At 31.1% G+C, this 13700-nt stretch carries 13 protein-coding genes; 9 read left to right on the forward strand and 4 right to left on the reverse strand.

Annotated elements, in window-relative coordinates:
* Positions 1–206 precede the first annotated feature (206 nt).
* From rpsF to O3884_RS01995, 5 genes are all read left to right on the forward strand, one after another.
* Positions 207–494 carry a 30S ribosomal protein S6 gene (rpsF, locus tag O3884_RS01975; protein ID WP_003144346.1) on the forward strand — a complete coding sequence of 96 codons (288 nt, stop codon included), beginning with the start codon at positions 207–209 and terminating at the stop codon, positions 492–494.
* Between the two features lie 13 nt (positions 495–507).
* Entirely contained in the window at positions 508–1080 is a 573-nt protein-coding gene (locus O3884_RS01980) for a single-stranded DNA-binding protein (RefSeq protein ID WP_003144376.1), read from the forward strand.
* Positions 1081–1103: 23 nt separating this feature from the next.
* Positions 1104–1352 (forward strand): 30S ribosomal protein S18, encoded by a 249-nt coding sequence (gene rpsR / locus O3884_RS01985; RefSeq protein ID WP_003144201.1) that lies wholly within the window; start codon positions 1104–1106, stop codon positions 1350–1352.
* Between the two features lie 102 nt (positions 1353–1454).
* On the forward strand, positions 1455–2672 hold the full coding sequence (locus O3884_RS01990; protein WP_371451301.1) for an HD domain-containing protein: 1218 nt from the start codon (positions 1455–1457) through the stop codon (positions 2670–2672).
* A 366-nt stretch (positions 2673–3038) separates the two neighbouring features.
* Positions 3039–4115 carry an iron-containing alcohol dehydrogenase family protein gene (locus O3884_RS01995; RefSeq protein WP_371451302.1) on the forward strand — a complete coding sequence of 359 codons (1077 nt, stop codon included), beginning with the start codon at positions 3039–3041 and terminating at the stop codon, positions 4113–4115.
* Positions 4116–4164: 49 nt separating this feature from the next.
* On the opposite strand, the gene O3884_RS02000 is transcribed toward O3884_RS01995, so the two are convergent.
* Both O3884_RS02000 and hpf read right to left on the reverse strand, forming a co-directional pair.
* Positions 4165–4740 carry a DJ-1 family glyoxalase III gene (locus tag O3884_RS02000; protein WP_371451303.1) on the reverse strand — a complete coding sequence of 192 codons (576 nt, stop codon included), beginning with the start codon at positions 4738–4740 and terminating at the stop codon, positions 4165–4167.
* A gap of 355 nt (positions 4741–5095) precedes the next feature.
* The gene (hpf, locus tag O3884_RS02005; protein ID WP_371451304.1) at positions 5096–5641 is read right to left on the reverse strand and encodes a ribosome hibernation-promoting factor, HPF/YfiA family; all 546 of its coding nucleotides are present in this window, start codon (positions 5639–5641) and stop codon (positions 5096–5098) included.
* Positions 5642–5933: 292 nt separating this feature from the next.
* Here hpf and O3884_RS02010 point away from each other — a divergent pair, with 292 nt between their 5' ends.
* The 3 genes from O3884_RS02010 (at position 5934) to O3884_RS02020 (ending at position 9469) form a co-directional block, all read left to right on the forward strand.
* Positions 5934–7472: an ATP-dependent helicase ComFA gene (locus O3884_RS02010; RefSeq protein WP_371451305.1), complete on the forward strand. Its 1539-nt coding sequence runs from the start codon at positions 5934–5936 to the stop codon at positions 7470–7472.
* 3 nt (positions 7473–7475) lie between these two features.
* Positions 7476–8072, forward strand: a complete 597-nt coding sequence (locus tag O3884_RS02015) for a ComF family protein (protein ID WP_371451306.1) — start codon at positions 7476–7478, stop codon at positions 8070–8072.
* 206 nt (positions 8073–8278) lie between these two features.
* The gene (locus O3884_RS02020) at positions 8279–9469 is read left to right on the forward strand and encodes an MFS transporter (RefSeq protein WP_371451307.1); all 1191 of its coding nucleotides are present in this window, start codon (positions 8279–8281) and stop codon (positions 9467–9469) included.
* Positions 9470–9524: 55 nt separating this feature from the next.
* On the opposite strand, the gene O3884_RS02025 is transcribed toward O3884_RS02020, so the two are convergent.
* Both O3884_RS02025 and O3884_RS02030 read right to left on the reverse strand, forming a co-directional pair.
* Positions 9525–10430, reverse strand: a complete 906-nt coding sequence (locus O3884_RS02025) for a hypothetical protein (protein ID WP_371451308.1) — start codon at positions 10428–10430, stop codon at positions 9525–9527.
* A 26-nt stretch (positions 10431–10456) separates the two neighbouring features.
* Positions 10457–11224, reverse strand: a complete 768-nt coding sequence (locus O3884_RS02030) for a D-alanyl-D-alanine carboxypeptidase family protein (RefSeq protein ID WP_371451309.1) — start codon at positions 11222–11224, stop codon at positions 10457–10459.
* A 938-nt stretch (positions 11225–12162) separates the two neighbouring features.
* Here O3884_RS02030 and O3884_RS02035 point away from each other — a divergent pair.
* A partial coding sequence (locus tag O3884_RS02035) for a G5 domain-containing protein (RefSeq protein ID WP_371451310.1) occupies positions 12163–13700 on the forward strand: 1538 nt, incomplete at its 3' end.

A 13700-nucleotide genomic window follows, 5' to 3' on the forward strand; every position in this document is an offset into this window, starting at 1 on the left:
GTATTAAGTAGTTAATAGAATATTTTTTTAGTAATTAAATAATGAAGAAGATTTGAAAAAATTATTCAAAAAAAAATCCCGAAAAATATAGTTATTAGTTGATTTTTATTTTTATACTTGATATAATAGTCGCTAGAGTAATTTTATTACTCCTTACTCTCTAGTAGATTAGAGAGTCGCAAAGACCAAAAGGAGGTAACACACACATGAGAAAATATGAAGTAATGTTTGCTGTTCAACCACGTATCGATGAAGAAGCTAAAAAAGCTGTGGTTGATAGATTCGTAAATATTCTTTCAGAAGGTGCAGAAGCAGTAGAAGTTAAAGATTTAGGTAAAAAACGCCTTGCTTATGAAATCGAAGACTTCAGTGATGCTTACTACTATGTAGTAGAATTAACTTCAGCAACAGATGCGTCTACAAAAGAATTCGATCGTTTAGCAAAAATTAGCGATGACATCATCCGTCACATGGTAGTAAGATTAGAAAAATAAGGGGTGAAATACTATGGTAAATCGTGTAGTATTAGTAGGTAGATTAACTAAAGATCCAGAATTGAGATATTCTAGTTCGAATATTCCAATGCTTTATTTCTCAGTAGCTGTAAACAGAACATTCACTGACCAAAATGGTCAAAGACAAGCAGATTTTATTAACTGTGTAGCTTTTAGAAAGCAAGCAGAAAATATGGCACGTTTCTTAGGACGTGGAAGTCTGATTTCTGTTGAAGGTAGAATACAAACGAGAAATTATCAAGGTAAAGATGGAAACACAGTGTATGTTACTGAAGTAGTAGCAGAAACTGTTCAATTCCTTGAATCTAAAAACAGCTCACATAGTAGACAAAACAATGGTTTTGACTCAATGAGTTTTAATCAACCTCAATCACAACCAGCGTATAATAACAATAATCAAAATTATTATAACAACAATACTAATCAAAACTTTGGACAAGCTAATTCAGCTATGCAAGATTTTATTAATGACAGTTCATCATTCTCTGATTTTGGGGAAAACTTCCCAAGTAATCTAGATGATGACTTCATGCAGGATGTAGTAAATCCGTTTAAAGAAGACTAAAATTACATAGGAGGACATGCACAATGGCAGTAACTAACAATCGTCGTAACAACATGCGTCGTCGTAAAAAAGTATGTTATTTCACTAAAAATAACGTAGAATTTATCGACTACAAAGATGTAGAATTACTTAAAAAATTCATTTCTGAACGTGGAAAAATCTTACCACGTCGTGTAACAGGTACTTCAGCTAAGTACCAAAGAATGTTAACTACAGCAATTAAAAGAGCTAGACACATGGCACTTTTACCATACGTAGTAGACGAAAAATAAGAATAAGAGTGAAAAAGATGAGCTTAGGCTTGTCTTTTTTTTGTGCTTTGATATAATAATAGTGAAATATAGTAAAATATCGATTTGATAGGGGGATAAGTGATGGAATTAAAAAGGTTAGATGAGACTAAAGTATTAAAAGATCCAGTACATAGTTATATTCATATTCATTATGAAGTAATTTGGAATTGTCTTGATAGTAAGGAGTTTCAAAGATTACGTCGTATAAGACAATTAGGGGGAGATTTTCAAGTATATCCAACAGCAGAACATTCTAGATTTTCTCATTCGTTAGGTGTTTATGAGATTGTTAGAAGAATGGTTACAGAGGTTAAGTCTCTTTGCGTTGAATTAACTGAATATGACAAAGTTTGCGTGATGCTTGCTGGATTATTACATGATGTGGGTCATGGTCCATTTTCCCATGCATTTGAGCATGTTACTAATCATAGTCATGAGGAATATACAGCAAAAATAATATTAGGAAATACTGAGCTTAATACTATTTTAAGAGCTGTTTCAGAAAATTTGCCACAAGATATAGTCTCTATTATTCAACATACTCATGAAAATGATATACTTAATCAGATTGTTTCAGGTCAACTAGATGCTGATAGAATGGATTATTTATTACGTGATTCTTATTTTACAGCTACGAGTTATGGACAATTTGACCTTGAAAGAATATTACGTACAATGCGCGTAAGAAAAACAAATGAAGGTAGGAAGGTAATTGTAGTTAAATATACTGGTATTCACAGTGTAGAAGACTATATTATGGCGAGATATCAGATGTATTGGCAAGTTTATTATCATCCTGTAGCTAGAAGTTATGAGGCGGTATTTATTCAACTATTTAACAGATTGAAAGATATTTTCAAAGTAGATAAAGATTATTTTGAAGACATGAAGGTGTTGATTCCATTCTTAGAGAAATCTGAAGTGAGTGTAGAGGAATATTTTAAACTGGATGAAAATTCATTATTGTATTGTTGTGCTCTTATTCAAGATAAAGAAGATAAAATTGCTGCTGATTTAGCAAGAAGATTACAAAACAGAAATTTATTTGAGTATGTAGATTATGATGAAGAGAATTTAGCTCAGATAAAAAATATGCTTAAGGAAAATAACTTGGATGAGCGCTATTATTTAAAAATTGAGAGTATAGAAGCAAGTGTTTATAGTCCATATAAAGGAAGAAAGATATTAATTGAAAAATTAAATGGTGATATAGTCGCCTTAGAAAAAGCTAGTACTATAGTGGAGTCTATAACTAAAGGGCAGACTAAAAAAGAGGGGACTATATTTTTCCCGAAATAATATGAAGATCAAGGTAATTGGTATGGGAGTGACTCAAAAATCGTGATTTCAGAGAAATCGATTTTTTAGAGTCACCCCCGCACAGTTTATTAGACATCTAAAAAGCTTTTATAAAGCGAATTTAGATGTCAATAAACCACTGCGTCTATGAGTTCTCATATACACTTTGTTAAAATTTAGGACTTTTGGGTCAGCCCCTTGATTTTTAAATATTAGATGCTTATAAATTACTCTTGAATATTTCCTATTTTTAAATTATCAGAAAATGAAAAGGTTTTAATTTACTATTGATTTTAATTTTCTGAAATGATATAATCTTATTTAAACAATAAAATTATAAACTTAACAACAAAGGAGAGATGTAAAATGTTTGAATTAGCAAATGTAGCAAGACCAGGGGTAAGTGAATATATTTCAGGAAGTGGGGCATTGTCTGCACTTGATAATAGATTAGAAGGGTTTAAAACTCCTTTGATTGTTACTGGAGAAAAATCTTACGCAGCGTTTACGAAGTTTTATAAAGGTAATAGAGAATTTAGAGTAGCTAAATATGATGGTTCTGCATCTTTTGAGGATATGCAACGTATTGCTGATGAATATGGAGAAGGTGTTGATGTAGTTCTTGGAGTAGGAGGAGGACGTGTTATCGACACTGCCAAAGGTGTAGCGCAAAACTTAAATGTTGAGTACATGACAGTACCAACTGTAATCGCAACATGTGCACCTTATGCACCTGTAGCTGCGGTTTATCATCCAGATCATACATTTAGAGAGGTTGCATATTTTAAACGTACAGCTTATGCTTGTGTCGTAGACTTAGACTTATTATTAGAATCACCAAAAGAATATTTCGTAGCGGGAATCGGAGATACTTTAGCTAAGTGGTATGAAGCAGTAGTATTAGTAGAGAGAAATAACAAGTTTAATGATCCTTTTGTAAGAATGGGATTAGAAGCAGCTAAAATCACTCGTGATGTTCTTTTACGCGATGCTAATGGAGCGTTAGAAGCTATGGAAAAAGGTGAAGTAACTGAAAGCTTCAAAAATGCTGTAGATACAGTATTTGCTATCGCAGGATGTGTTGGATGCTTCGGTGTTCACTATGGACGTATGGCAGGAGCTCACGCAGTGCACAATGGTATGAGTTTAGTTAAAGAAACGCACTCTGTGTTACACGGAACAAAAGTATCTTATGGTATTTTAGTTCAATTACTTGCTGAAGGTAAGAGAGAAGAAGTTGAGAAACTTGTTCCATTTTATAAAGATAATGATTTAGCTTATAACTTAGCTTGCGTGAATGTAACAGAAGATGTAGAAGAAAAAATACAAAAAATTGCTGAATTTGCAGCTAGTGAAAAAGAAACATTTAAACTTGCAGTTGATGTTTGTACACCGGAAGTTGTAGTGGCTGCGATGAAAGAGTTAGAAGAATTAACAAAATAAATGATAAAAGACCTCGGATGTTTTAATCTGAGGTCTTAATTTTTATGTTTTATAAGTTATTTTTTAATATTGGTACTAGCATAGCGTTGCTAATGTTTTGCGCAGTGTCATCTTGAAGTAGGTAATTAACGATTTCGTAACCGAATAAAATAGCCACGGCTGGACCTTGAGCAGTGATTACATTGTTATCAACAATTACCGCTTTTTCGTTATTGTATGTTTTGCAGTTTATTTCTTTATCGAATCCTGGATAAGAAGTTACTTCTTTATCTTCAAGGATGCCTGCTTTACTTAGTACGATAGGAGCCGCACAGATAGCAGCAACCAATTTATCAGCCTTATACATTTCTTGATAAAATTTAATTATTTTCTCATTATCACGAAGTAAGGTGCTTCCAGGCATTCCGCCTGGGATTACTATTGCATCATAATCAAGAATATTATCGATATCATCAACTTTTTTATCTACTATTATTTTTACATCATGTGAGCTAGTTATATAATCTTCGTTGTTTGCAGAGATTAGATCAACGTGAATATTAGCGCGACGTAGTATATCTAGTGGTGCAATTAACTCTAATTCTTCACTTCCATTTTCAATGAATAAAGCAACTTTTTTAGTCATAAAAATCCTCCTAATGGGTATTGTATATAGTTATAGAAACTAATTGGATATAATAAAATTAGTTTACTCTTAAAATATTTTTCTAGAGTACTCTATAGTGGTGATAACAAAATTGAACTACAATTTTGTAAGGAGTAAATGAGACTATAGGCTCATTTACTAGCTGGAGAATCCATTTTTTATGTGTTGTCACATGAAAAATTAGTCGGAAGCGTCCTTCACCACTATAAGAGTACGAAAAAATATAAGAGAAATTCTATACTTATTTTATTTCTTTATTTTAATTTTATTGTATTTGCAAAGAAAAATCAACCACCTACGGAAGATGGTTGATTGTATTTAAACTCAATATTAATTATTTAGAAATTTCTAATACTCCGTATCCAGTGTCACGGCGTTTATATACTACAGAAATTTCATTTGTAGTGTTATCTAAGAATGCGAAGAAATCGTGTCCTAGAAGTTCCATTTGGAATACAGCTTCTTCTCTTGTCATGGCTTCAACTTTAAGTTGTTTAACTTTGCCAAGATCTAAAGTAGTTTCTTCAGCTTCTTCTAACTCACTAGTAAGAATATTTTCTTCAGCAAATCCTTTTTCACGACCTTTTCTATTGATTTTAGTTTTGTGTTTTCTCATTTGACGTTCAAGTTTGTCAACAACTAAATCAACAGCAGCGTATAAATCATCGTTAGTTTCTTCAGCTCGAAGTGTAACGCCTCTAAGAGGTACAGTGATTTCGATTTTTTTCTTATTATTTTTGTATACTTTAGCATTAGCGTAAACGTTTGCTTCTAAACTGTCAGCAAAGTATTTTTCTAATTTAGAAACTTTATTTTCAACATACTCTCTAATAGCTTGAGTAATTTCTAAATTTTCTCCTCGTACTTGATATCTTAACATTTTAAAGCACTCCTTTCATAAAGCAGCTTAGCTACTTTATAGGGGGTTCCCCCTTTTTTTATAGTTTTATTATACCACTTTTTGATAACGTTAGCAATATAGTTTGCATAAAAATGTCACTTTTATAAAATATACATTTATTTTGCTTTATAAATATATTTTTGTTAAAATAAAATTAAATATAGATGTTATGTGCTTAACTAGGAATATTAGAAACTTAAAATGTTAACTAAATGAGGAAATTTACTGAAAATATTTTTGATAAAAATTTACAGATAAGGGGTAATAGAAAATGTTTTTTAGGGAATACTGTGAATTTATAGAGGCGATTTATATAGTTTATTATTCAAAAATGAGTAATAATGAAAAAAATATAAGTTATAGAAAAATTAAAAAGAGCTATGATGATTTTGGAGAAATCAATTCAGATTTTGATGAAATATATAATGAAATAACGACAGGGGCAGTCTATACTCTAAAAGAGAGTGATTTAACTTTTTTAAGGAGGTATAATGGGCTGCTTTTATCTATATCCAAATTGCTAAAAATGAATATTAAACTTCATTATTTAGATAATTGTCAATATATAAGTAAATTGTACTCAGTGAATGAAGAAAAAGGTAAATTTCACTGTTTGCAATGTGATAATAAAGATCAGCAACAATTTTTCACATTTATTAATAAGAATCAGGAAGTTACATATTGTAGAAGATGTATAGATTTTGGTAGAAGTGATGATTGGTTTATAAAGTTTCATATAAATATACCAATATTAGATTTAAAAGTGCCAGAAGAACCAAGTGTGGAGTTAAGTGATGTTCAGGAAGAGGCAAGTAAGATTTTAGTGGAAAACATAGAAAGCGCAAAAGGTACTTTAATCTGGGCTGTTTGCGGAGCGGGTAAGACAGAAATAGTTTATGATGCTATATATCATGCGATTTTGGATAATAAAAATATATGCTTAGCAATTCCAAGAAGAGATGTAGTAAAAGAATTATGCGAACGATTTGCTCGCGATTTTAAAGGTTACCCAATGAGTGTTTTACATGGTGAGGAAAAGACTTTTGGAGATTCGAATTTCTATATTATGACTACTCATCAACTCGTTAAGTATTACAATTACTTTGATATTGTTATTATTGATGAGGTGGATGCTTTTCCGTATTCTGGTGATGAATGTTTAGAAAATGGTGCTAAAACGAGTTTGAAAGATGAGGGTGTTCTTGTATTTCTTTCGGCGACACCTTCTGAAGTAGTAAAATCTAGTGTTGATGAAGTTATAAAAATACCTATAAGGTATCACAGATATCTGTTACCAGTTCCGAAAATAAAAATTGAAAAGCCTGAAGTTTTTGATTTTTCTAAAAGATCGTACTTTATAGCTAAGTTTATTAAAGAAAAATTGAAAAAGGATAGACGAATATTGATATTTGTTCCTGAAATAGGTATGTGTGAAACAGCGGTGTTGTACTTTAAAAAATATATTTCCGAGGAAATAATGATAGATTTCGTCTATAGTGGAGATGAAAATAGAAGTGAGAAAATCCAGAAGTTTTATAATAGAGAACTAGACATTCTCATTACGACAACGATATTAGAGCGTGGTGTGACTTTTGATTATTTAGATGTAGTGGTTTTTGATGCAAAGCATATAAATTTTACAAAGTCGGCACTAATTCAAATTTCAGGTAGGGTAGGTAGAAAGGATTATGATAATTCTGGAGATGTTGTATTTTTAGCGGATAGTATAAGTAGGGATATGAAAGCTGCTATTAAAGAGATAGAGTATATGAATAATCTCGCGAAATATAGAAAGTTGAACAGGAGGTAAGATATGAAGTGTAGTTTTTGTAGTTTGGAAATAAAGAAAAAGTTAGGGTTTGATACATTATTTTCAAAAAAAGAGGATTTTTATCTTTGTGCTAGCTGTAGGGAACATATTGATATAAATGTCTTAGAAGTAGGAGAATATACTTTGTATTATTTTGCTCACTATGAATTCTTAAAAGATGAAATCTATTCTATAAAATATTTCGGAGATGTGGCTTGCGCAGTAAAATTTAAAAATCTTCTAGATAAGTTTATTTCTTTAAATAATTTTGATTTAGTGACAATCGTTCCAGCAAACGAGATTCGGGAAATTATTCGAGGGTTTGATCATATTGAACAAGTTTGTAAGTTATGTGATGTAAACTATAAGAAAATTCTTAGTTGTGATTATAGAAAGAAACAGTCTAAACTTCATAAAGAAAGAAAGGAGAACAGGTATCATCTTTTATGTGATGAAATGACTCTAGGAAGTATTAAATCTGTTTTGATAATAGATGATATATATACGAGTGGAAATACTTTATTAGGATGTGCTAAAACTATAAAAGAAGCCTATCCAAATATAAAAATAAGTTTTTTAACGTTATCGAAGGTAATCTAACAAATAATCTGAGTATTTTTTCTTAACAACATATGATTTTGTGGTATAATGTTTAAGTTGAATTTTAAACATAGTTATACTACTTTAGATTCGATATTTTATGAAAATTATATAGTTAGGAGATGGTTAAAACAAAAATTTTATTTTCACTTATAATGATCGCATTAATTCTAATTCTGGTAATCTTTTTATCTAAGAAATTCGAATTGAATAAGGATCAAATTATTATATTTTGGATATTAGTTTTATTCTGGTCTGCGATAAGTATTATACGTGCTTATAGAAAGTTATACGCAATTACACCGATAGAACAAGGTGGACTTTCTTTAACACCGGTACTCGCAGCTCAAATAGCAGCCGGATATGGACTTATGAGTTTAATAGTAAGGTTGCCGATGTTTTTGGCGAGTGATATTTTTAAAAGGCGTAAAATATTCGTTCAAATTTCTCTATTTTTATTAATAGTGACTTCATTTTTAGTAGCATTTAACGGTAGCTATATTACGCTATACTTATCTTCTTTATCATTGGGGATAAGTGCCACAATGCTTGCTTTGTTCAATGTTATTTTCTCAGAAACTTTTTCTAGAGATAAGGCAGCGGTATCGGTATCGATACTATCTGTTGCACCGTTATTAGCTGAATTTATCGCAGCACCTATACAATATGTTTTTACTATGAATACATATAAACATTTTGATTATATGTGGATAGTAGCAGGTGTTATTGCGGTAATTACGTTTGTATTATCATTTATGATGAAAGATTATCGCCCTGTCGATAGTGATTTTTCATTTGATAAGGTAAAAGTAGTAATTAAACATAAGAGTTTTATCTATATTTGTTTAATAGCGTTATTGCTTTCATTTATTAAGTTTGCTACAAGTGGAGCCAACATGATTACTTACGGTAAAACAGAGCTGAATATGACGCCGTTAATGCTTGCGTATATGGATGCAGTCTTTGCAGTACCTCAGCTAATTGCTGGAGTTCTTGTAGGAGTGTACTTTACGAGAAAATGGGGTATTCAAAAAACACTATTATTCTTACTAGGATGTTCATTAGCGTTCTATATTATAGCGTTATATGTTAATAACCCGTATGTTATTTATTTTAGTTATATCTTAAATGGATTAGGATATGGTGGTGCCTATAATGCACTTATTTCCCTTGCTATGCAATATTTTGATAGAGAATATCGTAATGTAAGTATGGGGATTTATCAAGCATTCTTCGCATTAGGTATCTATTACGGAGATTATGTGTATGTTTGGATAGGTAAACATGTAAAAAATGGTTTACTTGGTTTCACACAAAGTAAATCTATTTTCCTTATTGTTATAGGAATAACTTTGATAAGTATGCTTATGGTTAAATTAAAAGTTAGAGATAATTAAAAAAAGTTGATTCACAATGTTGTGAGTCAACTTTTTTTAATTATATTCTGTTTTATTATCCGCCGATTAAATCTCCACGAACATATCCACTATATCCTCCGTAGTAAACATATGCCCAACTTTCCCCATATGAGTTAGTTTCAAGTGATCCTATTGTAACTGCAGCTCCACCTTTTATAGATGTTACTATTCTACTAGTATCATATTTATCACTTCTTAGGTTAACACCTACGGCTGGTTTTACATAAGCAGTACGTCCGCTAATACTATGACTTCTTTCGTTTGATGAACTAGAAGAATTAGAAGAGTTTTCTTTTACGATAATAGTTTCTTTTTCTTTAGCTTTTTCATTTAGACCATTAACAGTGAATGTACGTTTGAATTCTCCTGTTGTTTTTAGTTTTAATTTATTTACAGTATTTTTGTTAAGTGTGATAGTAACTTCAACTTTATCACCATTTTTTAAGTTGCTTTGTTTATCAAATGAAATATCTGGATTTGATAATAGATTAGAAATCTCTGCGCTAGAATTAGCAACTTCTGGAACTTTCTTAATGTCAACTTCAGGTTTTCCTTCGCCTTCAGCACCATATGCAACGAAATTAACTTCATATGTAGCTAAGTCGATAACATTTTCTTTTTTTAGGAATTTATTATATCCAAAGTATAATGCTACTACTAAAACAACAAAAGTAATAATTGCTGTTAAGACAACTGGAAGTATACTTTTTTTCTTTTCTTTAGGTTCTTCCATGTACATAGGAGGAACGTTATAGTTAGGTTGATTATTAAAATTTTGTTGTTGATTGTTATAATTTTGTTGATCAAAATTTTGGTATTGAGTATTTTGATACTGTTGATCATATCCTTGATTGTTGTATTGAGTATTATCAAAGTTTTGATTGTTATAATTCTGATTATTGTAATTTTGATTATTAGGGCCTTGATTATTTCTATTCATTAATTTCTCCTTTTACTTAAAATAATTTAATTTGCATAGTCTCCACCAGGAGCATTAAGGTACTCTTCTAGTGAAATATTTTTTTCGTAAATTGTTTTGGCTACGTCTTCTCCTACATAGCGAATATGCCAACTTTCTTCCATATAACCAGTTTTATCTACGAACTCTGGTTTATATCTAACTATGAAGCCATATTTATGAGCATTTTTATCTAACCAAGCAGCAGCTTTTTTACTACTTTCATTAGTTCCTTCGGCTCCTAAAAGTTGTCCTTGATTATCTATAAGATCAAAAACTAATCCAGTTTGGTGCTCACTATATCCAGGTCGTGCTGAGAACCTGTCAGCTTCTTGTTTACCATGTGAAGCAACATAGTTGTTGTAAAGTCCAGCTTGTGTATCGTAAGCTCTAAAACCAGAAACTTGATTAGAGACGTTTAATCCTAATGCTTGAGCATCACTAATTAATTTATTGACTTTTTGTCTTGCTGTAGGATTTTCTCCAGGATTATAGTTAGCAGGTAAGGGGTGCTTTTTATTAGCTAGCACAATACCATTGATAATAGTCGGTTGAGTAACAGTCTCTGGAGTTTTTCCGTTGGTTGACGGAGTGTCTTCGCTGTTTTTATTTGTTTTATTGTTTTCTTTAGTAGTAGAAGATTTTGTATTATCTTTTTGAGTAGTTTGACTAGGTGTTGTAGGTTTATCATCTTTAGTTAGATAATAATAGCCACCTAATGCTAAAATTAATACTACTAAAGTAACAGTAGCAATAGTAACAATATATTTCTTCATAAAAAATATGCCTTTCACTTAATATAGTAAATGTATTTAATAAAAATTAATACAATAAATACGAGATAAAGTATAACTCTTAATAAATATCATAAGTTGAATAGCCTATTTTGTCAATTATAAACATGGTTTTTCTTAAAAATAAATGTAAAATGTTGAAGTAATCTTAAATTTCCAAAATATTAATGAAAAAATAGTTAAGTGATATTATGTTTTCTTTATGAAATTTTCTGAATAAAGTAACGGAATTTGTTGTAAAGAGTAAATAGATTTATATTATCTTTCAACAGAGGTTAGAATTATCATTTGTCATATTACAAGAATTTTTAAAACTTTAAATAAAAATAATTAATACATATATTGTGATTGATTATTAATATTTGGTAGATAGATATGTTAGAAAATGTACTAATAAATAGTAAAAAAAATAAAATAATATCAGCTATAAAATTAATTAATAGAATAGTGCAATAAATATAACACTTGAATTATTTTGACTGGTACAGTAGAAGAGATTTGTTTACATAAATGTTTACGAAAACAAGTATTTTTAATGTGATAAAATCTGACATAAAAATAAGAGTTTTCAAGCTGATTTATAGCAATATAAGCAATTGTTTGTATCTAAAAAATAGTAAAAAAAAATAAAACTTAATACTTTAAAAATTTGATATATAGGTTATAAGAGCCTACTGTACATCAATATTTGTAACGTTTTCCTAAAATATCTATATTAATATGTTTTGCAAGGTAATTTAAAGCGGTTTAAAAAAGTATTGACATATAGCAGATACGGGTGTATATTTTTAGATAATAATTGTATATTATTATCATAAATGCTGCCGATTTTTAGGTGAACATTTTGTGACAAATCATAACAGGTTTTTAATAAATGGACCTAAAAACACATTTATTGCAGTGAAAAGGAGTTTATAACAATGAAGAATAAATCAAAAACTAATTGGAAGATAGATGAGAATACTACCGAGAAGTTTAATCGTTATGGTATTCGTAAGTATAACGTAGGAGCCGCAAGTGTTGCGATATTATCAGGGCTTTTCTTTTTAGGAGGAGCTGACGCTCAAGCAGCTGAAACTGGTTCATCTCAAACAGCTGCACAAGCTGTAGCAACAGAGAGCGGAAGTAGTGCCACGGCTAATACGTGGGAAAAGGCTATAACAACAGTTGTAGAAAAAGAGAAAAGTACTAATGTAGCAGCTACTGGTACAACAAACAAACCAGTTGAAACTGTAGCACCAAAAGCTGTAGAGGCTCAAACTGCGCCTAAAGAAACAGTAGCTACAACACCAAAAGCTGAAACAAGAGAAGCAAATGTAGCAACACCCAAAGCAGAAACTAGAGAAGCGAGTGTTGAGACGCCGAAAGCTGAAACAAGGGAAGTTACTACAGCACCAAAAGCTGAGGTGGCAACAACTAATAATACAGCAAATGTAGGTTCTACTCGTAGTGCAGATAATGGTTATAGTGGTTTTAGAGCAGCGCCTGCTCCAACGAACCAACCAGTAACTAATCTAGGAAACAATACTGTTTTCACTGATATTAGTAGAGGGTCACATAGTTTTCGTGGTAATGGAAATTCACGTGGAGGAAACCCTATTCATTTTGATGTAACAACAACTAGAGTTGGGAATAGAGTAGAATTCTCAATCGCATATTCTGGACCAGGTGAGTTTGTTAACAACAACTTTATCTTAGACAAAGGAAATGGATTCGGAGAACCTTCACAAGCAACTATTTCAACAAATAGACTAAGAGAACAATATAGAACTATAAGTAGAGGTGGAAACTTTGTATCTCATTCAGGATATAGTCTACAATCTGCGGTTTCAACAAATAGTAATCAGACAATTAGATTTTCTTTACCAATAACTAATCCTAATGGAGATTTATCAGTTCGCTTAAGACCAGTCACTTTTAACGTTGCTCAAGGAGAATCAGGATCTGCAACAAGTAATGATCCGTACAGTAACTCTAACTATTATTTTAGAGAAAAACCATTATATTTAGATGCGAATCCATCGGGAGCAGCTAGTACACACAAAGTTTCTGAAGTAATTGATTTCCAAACAGTATATCTTCCAACTAGTAAATTGGCAGAAGGGCAAACAAGATTAGTAAGAGAAGGAGTAAATGGTCGACGTGAGATTACGTATAAAGTTCACAGATTAGGACAAGAAACACTTCTAGGATTACCAATCAATAGAACTGTTGCACAGGAAGCGCAACCACGTATTGTGCAAATCGGTGTAGCCAAAGAGTTAATAGATACAGTAAAACCACGTGTAGATCAAAACAAAGTAGGAGATACTAATAATCTTACTTTCTATCTAGATAATGATGGGAATGGTGTTTACACTGAAGGTGTAGATGAGCTTATCCAAAAAGTTGCGATTAAAGATGGTGCAAAAGGAGACCAAGGGGAACGCGGATTAACTGGAGCACAGGGTGCAAAAGG

The sequence above is a fragment of the Gemella sp. 20925_1_85 genome (genome assembly GCF_041433735.1).
Taxonomy (GTDB): Bacteria; Bacillota; Bacilli; order Staphylococcales; family Gemellaceae; genus Gemella.